This is a genomic window from Nostoc sp. ChiVER01 (assembly GCF_034531155.1).
GTDB lineage: Bacteria > Cyanobacteriota > Cyanobacteriia > Cyanobacteriales > Nostocaceae > Nostoc.
Window position 1 is genome coordinate 55,295 of sequence record NZ_JAVRBS010000006.1, and the last position, 16,701, is coordinate 71,995.

At 42.2% G+C, this 16,701-nt stretch carries 14 protein-coding genes and 1 tRNA gene; 8 read left to right on the forward strand and 7 right to left on the reverse strand.

The features are described 5' to 3' along the window. Nucleotides 1–422: 422 nt before the first annotated feature. The 5 genes from cysH to trxA all read left to right on the forward strand — a co-directional run bounded on the left by cysH (nt 423) and on the right by trxA (nt 5,613). Nucleotides 423–1,148, forward strand: a complete 726-nt coding sequence (gene cysH, locus RMY00_RS10255; protein ID WP_322647440.1) for a phosphoadenosine phosphosulfate reductase — start codon at nt 423–425, stop codon at nt 1,146–1,148. 62 nt (nt 1,149–1,210) lie between these two features. Beyond that, on the forward strand, nt 1,211–2,464 hold the full coding sequence (locus tag RMY00_RS10260) for an exonuclease SbcCD subunit D (protein ID WP_322647441.1): 1,254 nt from the start codon (nt 1,211–1,213) through the stop codon (nt 2,462–2,464). Nucleotides 2,465–2,780: 316 nt separating this feature from the next. Then, the gene (locus RMY00_RS10265) at nt 2,781–3,311 is read left to right on the forward strand and encodes a YdcF family protein (RefSeq protein WP_322647623.1); all 531 of its coding nucleotides are present in this window, start codon (nt 2,781–2,783) and stop codon (nt 3,309–3,311) included. A 423-nt stretch (nt 3,312–3,734) separates the two neighbouring features. Beyond that, nucleotides 3,735–4,898 carry a GuaB3 family IMP dehydrogenase-related protein gene (locus RMY00_RS10270; RefSeq protein ID WP_322647442.1) on the forward strand — a complete coding sequence of 388 codons (1,164 nt, stop codon included), beginning with the start codon at nt 3,735–3,737 and terminating at the stop codon, nt 4,896–4,898. 391 nt (nt 4,899–5,289) lie between these two features. Continuing rightward, entirely contained in the window at nt 5,290–5,613 is a 324-nt protein-coding gene (gene trxA / locus RMY00_RS10275; RefSeq protein WP_196522884.1) for a thioredoxin, read from the forward strand. Between the two features lie 148 nt (nt 5,614–5,761). On the opposite strand, the gene RMY00_RS10280 is transcribed toward trxA, so the two are convergent. Continuing rightward, nucleotides 5,762–6,355, reverse strand: a complete 594-nt coding sequence (locus RMY00_RS10280; RefSeq protein WP_322647443.1) for a MarC family protein — start codon at nt 6,353–6,355, stop codon at nt 5,762–5,764. Between the two features lie 209 nt (nt 6,356–6,564). Here RMY00_RS10280 and RMY00_RS10285 point away from each other — a divergent pair, with 209 nt between their 5' ends. Beyond that, on the forward strand, nt 6,565–7,377 hold the full coding sequence (locus RMY00_RS10285) for a carbon-nitrogen hydrolase family protein (RefSeq protein ID WP_322647444.1): 813 nt from the start codon (nt 6,565–6,567) through the stop codon (nt 7,375–7,377). A 203-nt stretch (nt 7,378–7,580) separates the two neighbouring features. Here RMY00_RS10285 and fba read toward each other — a convergent pair whose 3' ends face one another. The 5 genes from fba to pdhA all read right to left on the reverse strand — a co-directional run bounded on the left by fba (nt 7,581) and on the right by pdhA (nt 11,967). Further along, nucleotides 7,581–8,660 (reverse strand): class II fructose-bisphosphate aldolase, encoded by a 1,080-nt coding sequence (gene fba / locus RMY00_RS10290; RefSeq protein WP_012411833.1) that lies wholly within the window; start codon nt 8,658–8,660, stop codon nt 7,581–7,583. Between the two features lie 305 nt (nt 8,661–8,965). Beyond that, nucleotides 8,966–9,655, reverse strand: coding sequence for a Uma2 family endonuclease (locus RMY00_RS10295; RefSeq protein ID WP_322647445.1), 690 nt, complete (start codon nt 9,653–9,655; stop codon nt 8,966–8,968). 106 nt (nt 9,656–9,761) lie between these two features. Then, nucleotides 9,762–9,833, reverse strand: a tRNA-Lys gene (locus RMY00_RS10300). 61 nt (nt 9,834–9,894) lie between these two features. Next, a complete protein-coding gene (locus tag RMY00_RS10305; RefSeq protein WP_322647446.1) occupies nt 9,895–10,764 on the reverse strand; it encodes an aldose epimerase in 870 nt (289 codons plus the stop codon). 168 nt (nt 10,765–10,932) lie between these two features. Further along, nucleotides 10,933–11,967: a pyruvate dehydrogenase (acetyl-transferring) E1 component subunit alpha gene (gene pdhA, locus RMY00_RS10310; RefSeq protein ID WP_322647447.1), complete on the reverse strand. Its 1,035-nt coding sequence runs from the start codon at nt 11,965–11,967 to the stop codon at nt 10,933–10,935. A gap of 845 nt (nt 11,968–12,812) precedes the next feature. Between pdhA and RMY00_RS10315 the strand changes: the two genes are divergently transcribed. Together RMY00_RS10315 and RMY00_RS10320 are read left to right on the forward strand one after the other, a co-directional pair. Then, on the forward strand, nt 12,813–15,116 hold the full coding sequence (locus RMY00_RS10315) for an IMS domain-containing protein (RefSeq protein ID WP_322647448.1): 2,304 nt from the start codon (nt 12,813–12,815) through the stop codon (nt 15,114–15,116). 352 nt (nt 15,117–15,468) lie between these two features. Continuing rightward, nucleotides 15,469–16,074, forward strand: coding sequence for a hypothetical protein (locus RMY00_RS10320; RefSeq protein ID WP_322647449.1), 606 nt, complete (start codon nt 15,469–15,471; stop codon nt 16,072–16,074). Here RMY00_RS10320 and dhaL read toward each other — a convergent pair. Further along, entirely contained in the window at nt 16,067–16,699 is a 633-nt protein-coding gene (gene dhaL, locus RMY00_RS10325) for a dihydroxyacetone kinase subunit DhaL (RefSeq protein WP_322647450.1), read from the reverse strand. The genes RMY00_RS10320 and dhaL overlap by 8 nt on opposite strands. Between the last annotated feature and the right edge of the window lie 2 nt (nt 16,700–16,701).

Here is a 16,701-nt window from a genome sequence, read left to right on the forward strand (position 1 = left end):
TTATCTTAGAAAAAGTTCATTATTGTAATTATGCCAGCGCTAGTCAACATCATTAAAGCACCCATGATTATAGATTCACCTAAGCGATTGGGGGATTTTGAAGTGTTCATTTAAGTAAAATCCTTTTTATTAATTGTTCCTTAACCATATCAAAATCAGTATAAATATCTATAAAAGCATTGTAAAACTTAAATTACCGTAAAGTTTCTTAGTAATTACTTAATTTATACTTAAATATTTTTACTTATGTATTCCTTTTGACTGAATCCTAAAAATAGGACAACGCCCAATTCCCCATACCCCATATTGATAATGTAGTAATTTCCGAACAGAATAATTACCTTATCTCCGAGCGGAATATGGGCCTTTGTGGAGTAAAATAAATCTTAGTCAAGGTAAAAATATTTGAACAGAAGATTATCATGACAGTATCCACGGCATCTAGAAACCAAGCGATCGCTTTTGACTTAGATACATTAAATCAGCAATTTGAAACTGCCACTCCCAAAGAAATACTGGCATGGTCTATAGAAAATATCCCAACGGGACTGGTGCAAACAAGTGCCTTTAACGTGGATGATATGATAATCACCCATATTCTTTACACTGAACTGAAGCATCCAGTTCCTGTGATATTTCTCGACACTTTGCACCACTTCCCTGAAAGCCTAGAATTAGTAGCCAAAGCCAAACAAATTTACAACCTGGATTTGCAAACTTTCAAAACTCCAGACGTAGACACCCGCGAAGCCTTTGAAGCGAAGTACGGTGACAAACTTTGGGACAAGGATATTGCCCAATTCCACCACATTACAAAAATTGAACCACTATTACGGGGTCTAGACGAACTCAACAGCGTCGCTTGGATTACCGGTCGCCGCCGTGACCAAGCAGTAACCCGTGCGAATATGCCTATATTTGAATTTGACGGTAAAGGTCGGCTGAAAGTAAATCCTATCGCTACTTGGACACGCAAAGATAGTTGGGTTTACGTGGCTGAACATGGAGTCATTTACAACCCCCTTCACGACAAAGGTTATCCCAGCATCGGCGATGAACCCATCACCACTAAAGTAGGCGAAGGCGAAGACGAACGCGCCGGACGTTGGCGGGGAAGTGATAAAACAGAATGCGGAATTCATATTTAGTTGTTATGTATTGGTCATTAGTCATTAATATTTAGACAAATGACTAATGACTAAGGATAAATATGATTAAAATCCTCCATCTTTCCGATATCCACATGGGAAGCGGCTTCTCTCACGGACGAATTAATCCAGAAACGGGATTAAATACACGATTGGAGGATTTTGTCAATACCTTGTCTATATGTATTGACCGGGCGCTGACAGATGCTGTTGATATGGTGATATTTGGTGGCGATGCTTTCCCAGATGCTACACCACCGCCTTATGTACAACAAGCGTTTGCCAGCCAATTTCGCCGTCTCATGGATGCCAATATTCCAACAGTGCTGTTGGTAGGCAATCACGACCAACACTCTCAAGGACAGGGAGGCGCGAGTTTAAATATTTACCGCACTTTGGGAGTGCCAGGATTTGTTGTCGGTGACACAGTAACTACTCACTGCATCGAAACCCGTAATGGCAAAGTGCAAGTAATCACGCTTCCTTGGCTTACCCGTTCAACTCTGATGACTCGCCAAGAGACTGAAGGTTCATCTTTGGCGGAAGTCAACCAACTATTAACAGAACGCCTGCGAGTTGTTCTAGAAGGGGAAATTCGCCGTCTTGACCCCAATGTGCCAACTATCCTTTTGGCTCACTTGATGTCTGACAATGCTGCTTTGGGTGCAGAACGCTTTTTGGCAGTAGGTAAAGGCTTTACTCTGCCCTTATCTTTACTGACGCGACCTTGTTTTGATTATGTAGCCTTGGGACACGTCCACCGCCACCAAAATCTGAATAAATCCAACAACCCGCCAGTGATTTATCCAGGAAGCATTGAGAGGGTAGATTTTAGTGAAGAAAAAGAAGACAAAGGCTATGTGATGATAGAGCTGGAGCGGGGGAAGGTTGAATGGGAATTTTGTCCCTTAACAGTTCGGACTTTCCGCACCATTGAAGTGGATGTCTCGAAAGCAGATGATCCGCAAGGGGTGTTAATGAAAGCGATCGCTAAGTATGATATTCAAGATGCTGTAGTGCGGCTAATTTACAAACTCCGCTCCGAGCAGATGGATTTAATTGACAGTTCTTCTCTACATACTGCTTTAAGTCCCGCTCATACATACACCATTCAAGCAGAATTAGTAAGTCAATTAGCCAGACCCCGCATTCCTGAATTGACTGCAAGTAGCAGCATCGACCCAATGGAAGCCTTGAAAACTTACTTGAACAATCGTGAAGACCTTAAAGATATAGCAACCTCAATGATGGACGCAGCACAGAAGTTGTTAGCAGATGATGTAGAAGTTTGGCTGGAAGCAACAACTAGTGAATAAGTTCAAGTAATTCGTAACTCGTAATTACCATTTAAGCTACCCTAGATGGGGTTCTTTGAAAAGAGGTTAACACCCTATGATGAATTGTCCGATATCGGTTAGGATAATCCATCAATTAGAGGAAAAACTTCAAGCACGCTTAATCGCGCTGCAACCTGAAAATCACCCAAATATAAATTTGGACAGACTTTATAGGAGTTTGCTACTCTACATATCAATTGTTGTTTTTCTTCTAGCTAGAGGAAATTTTAGACTCAGTACATAAAGTTATCGAGCCTTGAATAAGCTATTTTTTACAGGTAAATCTTTTCGTTTTATGGCTTTTGTCCTACCGCTAATCATCTGGTGGGGATACAAAGAAGTACAAAACCAAATTGTACAGCCGCAAGCAGTTGTAGTGTTGGGTGGTTCAACGAGACGTTTAGAGCGAGAAAAGTTTACGGCCGAATTCGTTCGCCAGCATCCAAATATACCAATTTGGATTACTGGGGGTAGTCCAGCTAGATTCACCCAACATGTGTTTACCAAAGCTGGTGTTGATCCCAAACGTTTACACTTGGACTATGAAGCCGTAGATACTGTTACTAATTTTACTACGTTGGTAGATGATTTGCAATCTCGCGGCATCAAGAGCGTTTATTTAATTACTTCAGATTTCCACATGCGTCGGGCTTGTGTCATCGGCGAAATTATTTTGGGTAGTCGAGGTATTTATTTAAAACCAGTGCCCGTTCCTTCTGAAAAACCCCCTGAATCTATCGAAAAATCTGTTCGTGATGGAGCTAGAGCGATACTTTGGCTAGCAACTGGTTACACTGGTGTGAATGTAGTTAAAAATAAACGGTAAATCAAACCAATTGTGGATTTTAGAATTGAAAATCTTTCGATTCAGAAGGTTTATCGATTTCAAACGATACAAAGTATTCCAATTTTGTATAATTTATGAGAATTTGCCCGATCTTGATCTTAAGTCAATACAGGCAAATTCAGAAAACTAATGCCAATAATATTGAAATTAGCTTAGTAATAATAGACACATAAAAGTAGAATTGCCGAAAACTAGCGCAACCCCAATCTTCAAAGAACACAATATAAAAACCAATTAGCAAAAATTGGTAATTTGTTTGCCTAGTAAATACTTTATGTCCATCAAAGTTTTGAGCAGCAGCTCGGGTGGCTCGAATTTCTCTGTGTAATTTAGGGAAAAAACGCCCCAAGATATCTTACAATTTGATACCCTAGCTTAAACAGATTTGAGAAAAATTAAAGCGTGGAAATTCAACTTGGACGGGGAAAAACAGCTCGCAGAGCTTACGGGATAGATGAGATTGCTCTAGTCCCTGGTAACAGAACACTAGACCCCAGTTTGGCAGATACTAAGTGGCGTATTGGCAATATTGAGCGAGAAATCCCGATAATTGCCAGTGCGATGGATGGTGTTGTAGATGTTCGCATGGCTGTACGTTTGTCACAGTTAGGAGCATTAGGTGTTTTGAATTTAGAGGGTATTCACACTCGCTATGCTGATCCAGACCCCATATTAGATCGGATTGCCTCTGTGGGCAAAGATGAATTTGTCGGGCTGATGCAAGAACTCTATGCCGAACCAATAAAGCCAGAATTAATTGAACAACGGATTCAGGAAATTAAACAACAAGGTGGCATTGCGGCGGTAAGTGCGACTCCAGCCGGTGCAAGTAAATACGGTGAGGCGGTGGCAAAAGCTGGAGCAGATTTATTTTTTGTACAGGCTACGGTAGTTTCTACTGCACATCTGTCACCAGAGTCTTTAGTACCACTTGATTTAGCAGAATTTTGCCGTTCCATGCCCATCCCCGTAGTGTTGGGGAATTGTGTAACTTACGAAGTCACTTTGAATTTGTTGAAAGCTGGCGCGGCTGGGGTACTTGTAGGAATTGGGCCTGGTGCAGCTTGTACGTCCCGTGGGGTGTTGGGTGTGGGTGTACCACAGGCGACTGCGATCGCAGATTGTGCCGCAGCACGAGATGATTACTACAAGGAAACTGGCAACTACATTCCCATTATTGCTGATGGCGGTTTAATCACCGGTGGCGACATTTGTAAATGTATCGCCTGCGGTGCCGATGGTGTGATGATTGGTTCCCCCTTTGCTAGAGCCGCAGAAGCCCCAGGACGAGGTTATCATTGGGGCATGGCCACTCCCAGCCCAGTCTTGCCCCGTGGTACCCGCATTCGCGTTGCCACTACCGGTAGCCTAGAGCAAATACTCGTTGGCCCAGCAGGGCTAGATGATGGCACTCACAATCTTTTAGGAGCCTTAAAGACCAGTATGGGCACTTTAGGAGCCAAAAATATTAAAGAAATGCAACAAGTGGAAGTTGTGATTGCGCCTTCTTTATTAACCGAGGGGAAAGTTTACCAAAAAGCTCAACAATTAGGTATGGGGAAATAAAATTGGGGCATGGGGCATGGGGCATTGGGAAGAGACAAGGGGACAAGGGTAAGGGAAAGACTGATTGCAAGTTTTGTTTTTCACCTTGTCCCCCTGCCCCCTGCCCCTCTGCCTCTTTCCACTCCCCAATTCTTCAATAAATTTTTCCAGCCCCCTAAACAATTGCTGGAAAAATTCTATATCTCGCCTACAATAGAGATAGCGGAGACGAATGTTTCCGTTCACTCCTCACACCACACTCCGCCCGGACTACTGTTCGGGCGGTTCCTTATGTTTATAAATAAAATAAGAGAGCTTCTTTGCAAATGTACATCCTCGCACTTCCAAGCTGAGGTTTTTGCTATGGTAGAATTTTCACCAAGTTCAGATATTATTGACGAAGGTTTTAGGCATGTCAACAGCCGCGCAAGTTACCGATTCTAGTTTCAAGCAAGAAGTACTCGACAGCGATGTACCCGTTTTAGTTGACTTTTGGGCACCCTGGTGCGGACCATGCCGTATGGTAGCTCCTGTTGTCGATGAAATCTCCGAACAGTACAAAGGTCAAATCAAAGTCGTCAAAGTCAACACGGATGAAAATCCTCAAGTTGCTAGTCAGTACGGCATCCGCAGTATTCCCACATTAATGATTTTTAAAGATGGACAGAAAGTGGATATGGTAGTTGGCGCTGTGCCTAAGACTACATTAGCTTCCACTCTCGAAAAGTATCTTTGAAACTCAATTGGCAATAAACTCCTCTTGAGTTATCCATCTTGTTCTAAGTTTAGGTTAATTTTTATAAACAAGTTTGAGAGGCGCGAATTTCTCGTTTCTCAAACTTATTTATATTTGTATACAGTTTCAGAATATTTTTAGGAGTTTTCTAGCTCAAAAATAACTCCCTAATTCCTGTACTACCAATTTCAACCGCTAGCGCCGCCAACAAAAAACCTAAAAGTTGAGTCACAATCACTCCACCTTCTGCACCAATCCACTGGTCAATCACGTTTGCTAAACGCAAAATTAACCAAGTGACAAACATCGCTCCTAAGATACCTACCACGACAGCAATATGCGGACTCTGTGATTTCGACATCAACAACATCACCGTTGTCAAAGTCCCAGGCCCAGCTAACAGTGGTAAAGCTAATGGAGTAATTGCGACATCGCGTCCCTCTTCAATAATCGGCTGATCTAATTCTCCACGCAGCATTTGTAAAGCAATTAACAGCAACAATAATCCTCCTGCTACTCGCAAAGAACCGATACTAATTTCCAAGTAATTTAAAATTATTTGCCCTGCAAAGGCAAATAGCAAAAGAACTATGATCGCAATGACAATTGCTTTGTCTATAACTTTGTTTCTTTGGTCTGGCATCATGCCTTTAGTCAAAACTAAAACAATCGGTATATTGCCCACAGCATCCGCCAAGACAAACACAGCGATAAATGTTTGAATGAGAATAGGAATATCCACAGTAGACAGTTTTTATCAAGGTTTAATCACAACCTAATCTTTATCTTGCTTCGTTTGCTATAACCCAGAGGAAGATTAAGATCAGCATAAAACAAGTCTGGTAAAGAAAATCTTGGCTGAAGCATTTCTAATTAAGTTCCACAGATGTTGAAGTAACGATATATTTTGATAATCACTTTTCCATAAATCAACTGTTCGTTGTTGAATCTATGAAGTCTTATTTAGCCGCCGCTATTCAATTGACCAGTGTGCCTGATCTACAAAAAAATTTGGCACAGGCAGAAGAATTAATAGAGCTTGCCGTGCGTCAAGGTGCTGAATTGGTAGGTTTGCCAGAAAACTTTTCCTATATGGGAGAAGAAAAAGACAAACTCGCGCAAGGTGATGCGATCGCTCTTGAAAGTGAAAAGTTTCTCAAAAAAATGGCTCAACGCTTTCAAATTACGATCTTGGGCGGCAGCTTTCCAGTTCCGGTAGACAATACAGGCAAAGTTTATAACACCACTCTACTTATCGACCCAAACGGTCAAGAACTTGCCCGCTACTGCAAAGTACACCTATTTGATGTTGATGTCCCCGACGGCAACACCTATCGGGAATCCAGCACGGTTGTGGCTGGTACGCAATTACCACCTGTCCATTTTTCAGAAAAGCTTGGTAATTTAGGGCTTTCCATTTGTTATGATGTCCGCTTCCCGGAACTGTACCGTCATCTGGCAGACAAGGGAGCCGATGTTATCTTTATTCCCGCCGCCTTTACTGCTTTTACAGGCAAAGACCACTGGCAAGTATTACTACAAGCCAGAGCCATCGAAAATACCGCCTACGTCATTGCTCCTGCCCAAACAGGCAATAACTACGCCCGCCGTCTAACCCACGGCCACGCCGTTATTATCGACCCTTGGGGCGTAATTTTAGCCGATGCCGGAGAAAAACCGGGAATTGCGATCGCAGAAATCAAGCCTACTAGGCTCGAACAAGTGCGCCGTCAAATGCCATCTTTACAACACCGGGTGTTCTAGGGAGTAGAGGCAGAGGAGCAGGGAGCAGGGGGCAGGGAGCAATTAAAGTTTTCCCCCTCTGACTCTTCTCAATGCCCAATGCCCATTCCAGCCTTTATAAATAAAACAAAAAACCGGGTAAATACCCGGTTTCTGACAACATTAAAGTTATCAGTTTTTTAGGAGCATAGCAGGACTATGCTCCTATTTATTTGTTGTCAAAATTAAACTTTAGCAGCTGACTTGGTAACAACGTTGAGTTCACCCTTAGCATACTTAGCAGCAAAATCTTCCAAAGAAATTTGTTTAATCTTGCTTGCGTTGCCAGCAGTACCAAATTGCTGATAGCGTTCAGCACAAACCTTCTGCATGTATGTAATAGAAGGCTTGAGGAAGTGACGGGGGTCAAACTCCTCTGGTTTTTTAGCCAAAGCTTCACGTACAGCAGCAGTAATAGCCAAACGGTTATCAGTATCAATGTTTACTTTACGTACACCGCTCTTGATCCCTTTTTGGATTTCTTCTACAGGTACACCGTAGGTTTCAGGAATTGCACCACCATACTGGTTAATCAGTGCAAGCAAATCTTCAGGTACAGAAGAAGAACCGTGCATTACCAAGTGGGTGTTAGGCAGACGGCGGTGAATTTCTTCAATGCGGCTGATTGCCAAAATTTCCCCAGTCGGCTTACGGGTAAACTTGTAAGCACCGTGGCTTGTGCCAATGGCAACTGCCAAAGCATCTACTTGGGTTGCTTCTACGAAGTCAACAGCTTCATCGGGGTCAGTTAGCAGTTGTGAGTGGTCGAGTGTACCTTCAAAGCCGTGACCATCTTCAGCTTCACCAGCACCAGTTTCTAGAGAACCCAAACAACCGAGTTCACCTTCAACGCTGACACCCAAAGCATGAGCTACATTTACAACTTCGCGGGTAACATTAACGTTGTACTCGAAGCTGGCGGGGGTTTTCGCATCAGCTTCTAAAGAACCATCCATCATCACGCTGGTGAAGTTGTTCTTAATTGCTGAGTAGCAGGTAGCAGGCGCATTACCATGATCTTGGTGCATGACAATGGGAATGTGAGGATAGGTTTCTACGGCTGCCAAAATCAGGTGGCGTAGAAAGTTTTCTCCTGCATAATTACGAGCGCCGCGTGAAGCTTGTAAAATTACGGGGCTATCTGTCTCGACAGCAGCTTTCAGGATTGCCTGAATCTGCTCCAAATTGTTAACGTTGAAAGCTGGGATGCCGTAACCGTTTTCAGCTGCGTGATCCAACAGCAGCCGCAGTGGTACAAGCGCCATAGATAGTCCTCCTAATGTGGTTGTCAGCTAGTCGGTCTGAGAGAAGCGTAATTATTACGCTAAATCTTAAGAGTTTTTTCAACTTATAGGAAATTATAACTAGTGTCGTGTGTCTATGTTGAAAAAGTTTATGCCATCGTTACTATAACTGTGTTCTATACTCTTGTACTATGAACCATAGTTACTCTGTATTGCTGTAGATTTAGTTACCCTACAGCTAGTAGCTCTGGTAGCCCAGTATCCCAAATGGTTATCTTAAAGCATCGCACTCCTAAACTATTTTGGCAAATCTACAAGCGATCGCATCAGGCAAAAGGCTCTAGTCTCTGGACAAATGCTGCGTGTTCAGGAGATTGCAAGCCTGTTTGTAAAACAGTCAACACGGACTGCATATTCCCCGCTAATAACTCTGTAACCCCTAACCACAACCCTGGAAAAATTTGACTTCGTAGAATACCGTTACTATCAGTAGCCAACTCTACATACTCGCCCTGTTCCAAATAGAACCAGGTCAATTTCTGATCGAGTACTTGCCAAACGATATATTCTTTGACTCCATTGCGGCGATAGGCTTGTTTTTTTGCATGGAGGTCGATGGCGACACTACTAGCAGCAATTTCGACAATTAACTCTGGTGCGCCTTCAATATAATCATCTTCACTCAGCCTTGCTTGACCTCCCGCTTCTGGGTTGATTAGAAGTACAGCATCTGGTTGAGGTTCGTTATCTAAGTCTAAGCGCACAGTGGGTTCTACTGCTGACGCTACACCAGGTGTAGCCGCTTCGTAAGTAAATAACCAACCAACAATCCAACCGTGCGGTTGGCCGTGACTTCTAAAACGCAAAGCAGCAGGCATGTAGACAATTCCCTCAATCAATTCGGCTTTTTTCAAGTTAGGCATGGCGTTGTAGCGACGCTCAAATTCATAAAGGCTGAGTTTGTCGCCATTTTCTAGAAGGGGAATTGTCCAATGCTGTGGAAGTGCTTTTACCATGACAATGGTGTTTGGGATTAGTCTACGCCTATCATACCGAATTGCAGAAATTTCTTGAATGCTGCGATCGCCTTCTTTTAATCCAAGTAATATTGTGTTAATTTTATGGGTCGCCCGGGATTCGAACCCGGAACTAATCGGTTAAAAGCCGAGTACTCTACCGTTGAGTTAGCGACCCTTTCGCTGCATTTCGCAACTTTGCCATCATAGCACAGATATCTGTAGATTTGTAAAGAGGTTTAGAAAAAATTAGCAGTCAACCTTATAGATGCTGTATGGCTAGCTCCTGGTGCTAACACAGTCAGGTTATCACCAGTATTGAGAGAGTTACGGGTGGCACTCCACGGTTCTAGACAGTAGAACTCTTTGCCTTTGACTGTCCAAAATACCAGGTAGGTAGAGAAATTATCATAATCCAAAGTGAGTTTTAACTTCCGGCTGCCATCTATGGCAGTCGCCGATTGACTCGTTAACTGTCCAAAGGCAAAATCAATTTCATCACGGCTAAAGTCAAAATTGCCGTCAAAAGAATGAATTTCCTTAGTTAGATTGTTTTGATACTGCTTAGAGGGAATTTCAAGCTCTAACTGAGTTTTATCACCACAGAGAAAGTAGGGATGGAAACCAGCCGAAAAAGGCATTGGTGTGGATGACAAGTTTTTATACTGCTGGCGGACTTCTAAGGTGTTACCTTGAAGTTCGTAGGTGAAAACCAGCTGAAAATCAAAAGGATAAACTGCCTTAGTTTGTTCATTGCTATCAAGAACAACAGTGAGACTAGCTTTATCTCCAGTTTCTTGTTCTGTTACTTTCCAGGGCAATTCACGGGCAAAACCGTGTTGTTTGAGAGTATATTGTTGCCCGTTGTGAGTGTAAGTATTATCTGGTAAATTGCCACAAATAGGAAACAAAATTGGATTCCCACCTCTGACAGTCAACTCAGGATGAGTAAAACGTTCAGTGTCCAGGTAAAAAATCTCTTGCCCTTGAATGCGCCAACGAGTGATGATACCACCGCGTTCTGGTACGACTTCTAATTGAGAACCTGCGGCTTCATCAGAAAGAATGTAGGTCTTGTACTGTTGCTGTTGAACTGCAATACTAAACACAAATTTTAGTCCTGGGGTATTGGGTATTGGGGATTAGGGATTAAAGATTGGGTATTGGGTATCGGGGATTAGGGATTAGAGATTGGGGATTAGAATAACTTTTTCCCAGTCCCTAGTCCCCAGCCCGTAGTTCCCAGTACCTAGTACACAATCCCCATTCCCTAGAATTTACTCGTCTTCTGCAAACACGAAACGATATAACTCGCTGGGGTCTGGTTCTGGGCTGCTTTCGGCAAATTTAACCGCTTCGTCGATTACATCCTGAATTTTACGATCAATTGCTTTGATTTCTCCCTCATCCGCCAGGTTTTGCTCCAGCAAATAAGCTGCCAACTTCTTAATTGGGTCACGGGCGAACCAAAATTCTTTCTCCGCCTTGCTTCGCATTTCATCTGGGTCAGCCAAGGAGTGACCCCGGAAGCGGTAGGTAAGCGCTTCTATTAATGTTGGGCCTTCACCTGCGCGGGCACGGGCTACAGCTTCTTGAGCCACGGCTCTAACTGCTAGCACATCCATGCCATCTACTTCCACGCCCACCATGTTAAATGCACTGGCTTTTTTATAAATCTCTGGCTGGGAAGTGGCTCGTTCGTGAGACATTCCAATGGCCCACTTATTATTTTCGACTACAAAAAGAATTGGCAGTTTCCATAAGGCTGCCATATTTAGCGTCTCGAAAAACTGACCGTTGTTAGCTGCACCGTCGCCAAAAAAGCAAGCTGTCACTTGGTCAGCATTCTTATCTCCTAATACTTCGCGGCGATATTTACTTTGAAAAGCCGCTCCAGCTGCTACAGGAATTCCCTCAGCCACAAAAGCGTAGCCACCGAGCAAACGATGTTCGGCAGAAAACATGTGCATGGAACCACCGCGCCCTTTGCTGCAACCTGTGGCTTTGCCAAATAATTCTGCCATTACCTCTTTTGCTGGTACACCCGCACTGAGAGCATGAACGTGGTCGCGGTAAGTACTACAAACGTAATCTTCACCCGGTCGCATTGATTGCACAACACCACTGCAAACTGCTTCTTGACCGTTGTACAAATGGACAAAACCAAACATTTTGCCCCTATAGTACATTTCAGCGCACTTGTCTTCAAACAAGCGCCCTAGTACCATATCCTCATACAACCGTAACCCTTCTTCTTTAGTAATGTGCGTAGTAGCAGGATTAAAAGTGGGTAAAGTACGCTCTTGAACCATTATTTTTGAGTATCCCTGTTGTACAACTTAAACTTACGGTCTTAAATAAGTTGGTCTGATAACACCTCGGCTTTTAACAGGCTAGCGTTTGCAAGACTCAACAATCAAACTTTATTTATGCACCAAAAAAGGATCTTAGGGAATAGCTGAATTTTTAATTTTTTGATTTTTAAGTTTTCAGCCCATGTCCCGTGAGGATTTGACTCCAAATCAGTTACGAGTAGTAAGTACTGAGTGAAAAAAATTATAAGTACTACCTCTGACTCATTACTTCTTACTCAGACGGGCTAAACCATAGCTATCCGCTAACAGCACTCCTAAATATTCCCCTTCATAGACTAGCAATCAAGATAGACTGCTTTCTGCATATCCATTAACAATTTAAAAAAAGGAGGCAAAATCTATATATCCAAATAGGTAATTGTAATTAAAGGTAAATTATGATATGATTTTTTTCTCTAGTTATCAGGGTAACAAATTTCCAATAGTGGTGTTTTATTGACCTTCTAGTTGGAAAGTCCCGAAAAAATCAATCATCAATAGATTCTTGCAACCACAACAATTATGCCGTGATTAAAAGCGGTAGTTGTGGTTTGTGCTATCGAAGGCTGATAATAGTTGTGTTAAATAAAAATACTAAGAATTAAAACAAACAACTGAGGCTTTCTAGGCGAAAGCAAAAAATTAGTACTAAAATGTGACTCAAAATTTCGGGAAGGTACAAAACAAGTTGTTGCAATATACACTTGTAGAGTAAATTCTATACGGCATTGTTATGGCACGGTTTTACAGGCCTGGAACGCTCTAGGTGAATTATGTTGATCACGGTGCAGGGGAAGTAGGCTGTGCGAATTCCGCTAGATTACTACCGAATTTTAGGACTACCGTTGGCGGCAAGTGATGAACAATTGCGGCAGGCATACAGCGATCGCATTGTACAATTGCCTCGACGTGAGTATTCTCAGGCAGCAATTTCTTCTCGTAAACAACTCATAGAAGAAGCTTACGTGGTTTTATCAGATCCAAAACAACGCAGTACCTACGATCATCTCTATCTTACCCACGCCTATGACCCTGATAACCTTGCTGCTGCCGCAGTAGCAAAGGAAAATCGTCCAGAAAGCACCAAAAGGGGTAGCGACACCCAAAGTTTGGGTATCGAAATTAGCCAAGACGAATTAGTTGGCGCTTTGTTAATTTTGCAAGAGTTGGGCGAATACGAGCTTGTATTGAAACTGGGTCGTCCCTACCTGGTAAATAAAAATGGCGCTAAAAGTGTAATAAAAAGTAATAATTTAGCAGACGAAGAAATATACGAAAGCGCTGAACATCCAGATGTTGTTCTCACTGTTGCCCTTGCTTGTCTAGAATTAGGTCGTGAACAGTGGCAGCAAGGTCATTACGAAAATGCCGCCATATCCCTAGAAACTGGTCAAGAACTCTTAGTACGCGAAGGGTTGTTCACTAGTGTACAGGCAGAAATTCAGGCGGATCTTTACAAATTGCGACCATATCGAATTTTGGAGTTGTTAGCACTACCTCAAGAAAAAACTGCCGAACGAAGCCAAGGCTTGGAATTATTGCAAAACCTTTTAGAAGATCGTGGTGGCATTGATGGCACTAACAATGATGAATCTGGTTTAAATATAGATGATTTTTTGCGATTTATCCAGCAGTTACGCAACCACTTAACAGTCGCGGAACAGCACAAATTATTTGAAGCTCAAAGCAAACGTCCTTCTGCTGTTGCCACTTACTTAGCTGTTTATGCCTTAATAGCACGGGGATTTGCTCAACGGCAACCTGCTTTAATTCGGCAAGCAAGGCAAATGCTGATCCGTTTGGGCAAGCGCCAAGATGTACATTTAGAACAGTCACTATGTGCATTACTTTTGGGACAAACTGAAGAAGCAACTCGTGTTTTAGAACTTAGTCAGGAGTACGAAGCTTTAGCTTTTATTCGGGAAAAATCTCAAGACTCTCCAGATTTATTACCAGGGCTGTGTTTATATGCAGAACAGTGGTTGCAACACGAAGTATTTCCCCATTTCCGAGATTTAGCAAACCAGCAAGCTCTTCTAAAAGATTACTTTGCTAACCAACAGGTGCAAGCTTATTTAGAAGCACTGCCAACGGATGCAGAAACAACTAATGAATGGGCTGTAATTAACCCCCAGTATTTTCCCCAGCCTAAGACAAAGAAGACCTCTTTTGACAGCAATTCAACTAGGACTTCAGCGCCATTTAATCACAGCAGAATCCCTGATTCAGATTTACCAAAAACACCAACAAAAGAAACGTCCGAACATCCAAACTTCTCACCACCTATGTGGAATTCATCTGGAAGTGTAAAATCAGAGATTCCTGCTGCTGAACGGATGAGCAGAGGCACTAATCAGCATTTGAACGGTTCAGCTAAAAGTGCTGCACCTGTTCATAATCAAAAGCGTAGGCGGAGAAAACCTGCTCAATCTACTATCCGAGAGCGTATACCAGATAATCGTCCTTATTCTCGTCGTCCCCGGCGGCGGCGAACTTTTGCTAACACCATCGAAGGGAAAACACGGCTGGTATGGAGAGTGTTTATTTCTTTGGTGAGTCTATTAGTTCTCTGGGTGGTAGCCACAACAACTTTTGGATGGTTAAAAAATTTGTTTTTCCCTACACCACCTATGCGTGGTTCAGAGTTATTTATACAGATAAATCAACCACCAATATCTATTCCCGATCCAAACAGTAAACTAGAATCAGCAGAAGGGCCTTTAACAAATGCAACGGCAGAGGAAGTCATTCGGGCTTGGTTATTAACCAAAGCTGAAGCTTTCGGGCCCAATCATGAGATTAATAATTTAGAGCAGATTTTAACTGGTTCAGCTTTGTCTCAATCGCGGCAGACTGGTGAACAGTATAGGCTAGAAAAACAATACTACAAGTATGACCATAGTCTGAAGATAGAATCTGTAGAAACAAGTGATTTATTTGCAAATCGTGCCGTAGTGAAAGCTACGGTTAAAGAAGTGAAACAGTTATATGAAAATGGTCAGTTTAAAAAGCCTTCTAGCGATAATTTGCGAGTTCGGTATGATTTGATTCGAGAACGAGGTAAATGGCGCATTGAGAGTATATCTGCTGTCAATCAGATAATTTAGATAAGTTTGAATTTTTAGGTAATCTTTACGACTTACCCCAGCGATAAACGGTTTTATTGTAAGGCTTTAACAATTAATTCAGTAATTTGACGATTAAATAATATAACAAAATACGGTTCAGTTAACTCTAGAACTATTTGTCAAAGTCAATTTTTTGAATTAACCGCCAAGGACGCAAAGGACGCAAAGAGAAGAAAAGAAGGAAATACTTAACTGTATTGCAATATAACAAGACAAATTTATATAGCTTTGGAAAGCAAATTTCAAGAAATCGTCGTCCAATTATGATGATTTAACTAAATTATATGGGAATACTGATAAATGGAAACCTAAATATTTATCGAAGAGCATTATGTTTGGAAAGATTACAGCAGCCTTTAAGGAGTCTAGACAATTTATCAAAAGAAGCCTAGAAGAATACATTATCTTTAGCTCAGGCACTAAACAGTTAACTTTGACAAAAAGAATGGTGGTTCTTCTTTGTCAACAAGCTGAATCTAGAGTTGAACAATTAAAAACCTTAAAACCACACTCTGAGGAAGGACTTGTTGCAACAATAGAGTACAAGAAAATTCAAGTGCAATTACACTTTACTCCTGAGAAAATAACTCTTCATGAAAATTGCCTTGAAGGGGAACTTCGCTTATTGAAACCCCCTCAGTTTGAGACGGAATCGATAGTTTACCGTTACCTGATTGCAGGTTGGACAACATTTTTGGGAGGTAAACTTCCCGATGGAGCTTTACCAAAAGAGGTTAAAATTGAAAATAATAAGGTTTACTATACTCTTCCTCGAAATCAATTGCAGCTTTTAGATGACCTTTTCCATAGTCTTGAAAATGGTTCTGCTTTGATGAGTAACCTTAAAAAAGGAGATTTAACTATTGAAACTTCAGTAGCTTTGAATTGGAATAATTTCAAGCTTCAAAATCTGCTTCAACTTCTGAATCTCAAATAGTTTCCAATACACCTAACAAACTCTTCAACATCAAATAAGCAGAAGTCCCCCCTGGATCTGGATGTCCGATACTTCGTTCCCCCAGGTAGCTAGCCCGTCCCTTTTTCGCCTGCATCTGTATAGTTTCTTGCAATCCCCTTTGGGCTGCTGCGACAGCCTGTTGCAAAGCTTCTAGCGTTCCCTTACTTTCTCCTACAGCTTGTCCAAAAGCGCCTACAGCCGGAGATAATACATCCACCATTGTTTTGTCTCCTAGTTGCGCTTTGCCACGTTGCACCACGCCGTCTAAGCCTGCTTGGAGTATCGCTAAAACATCTTGTTCTGTTAATTCTTGCTTACCAACTACTGCTGTACTGGCTCGTAAAAACCAGGTGCCATAAAGAGGGCCACTCGCACCGCCAATAGAAGAAATCAAGGTCATACTGACGGTTTTGAGAATGTTGCTAATGTCTTTGTCTGTAAGAGTTGGTAACTGAGCGCTTACCTTTTTAAAGCCGCGATCCATATTGATCCCATGATCTGCATCTCCGATCGCAGCATCTAATTCTGTCAAATATGCTTTATTCTGCTCTATCTCGGTTGCATAAGCCTGCAACCATTGTAATATCTGCACCTGACTCAACATAA

Coding starts and splice junctions, on each gene's coding strand:
- pdhA (WP_322647447.1), bottom strand. CDS start 11,967: ATGGTTCAAGAGCGTACTTTACCCACTTTTAATCCTGCTACTACGCAC.
- fba (WP_012411833.1), bottom strand. CDS start 8,660: ATGGCGCTTGTACCACTGCGGCTGCTGTTGGATCACGCAGCTGAAAAC.
- RMY00_RS10260 (WP_322647441.1), top strand. CDS start 1,211: ATGATTAAAATCCTCCATCTTTCCGATATCCACATGGGAAGCGGCTTC.
- cysH (WP_322647440.1), top strand. CDS start 423: ATGACAGTATCCACGGCATCTAGAAACCAAGCGATCGCTTTTGACTTA.
- RMY00_RS10285 (WP_322647444.1), top strand. CDS start 6,565: ATGAAGTCTTATTTAGCCGCCGCTATTCAATTGACCAGTGTGCCTGAT.
- RMY00_RS10320 (WP_322647449.1), top strand. CDS start 15,469: ATGTTTGGAAAGATTACAGCAGCCTTTAAGGAGTCTAGACAATTTATC.
- dhaL (WP_322647450.1), bottom strand. CDS start 16,699: ATGTTGAGTCAGGTGCAGATATTACAATGGTTGCAGGCTTATGCAACC.
- RMY00_RS10295 (WP_322647445.1), bottom strand. CDS start 9,655: ATGGTAAAAGCACTTCCACAGCATTGGACAATTCCCCTTCTAGAAAAT.
- trxA (WP_196522884.1), top strand. CDS start 5,290: ATGTCAACAGCCGCGCAAGTTACCGATTCTAGTTTCAAGCAAGAAGTA.
- RMY00_RS10265 (WP_322647623.1), top strand. CDS start 2,781: ATGGCTTTTGTCCTACCGCTAATCATCTGGTGGGGATACAAAGAAGTA.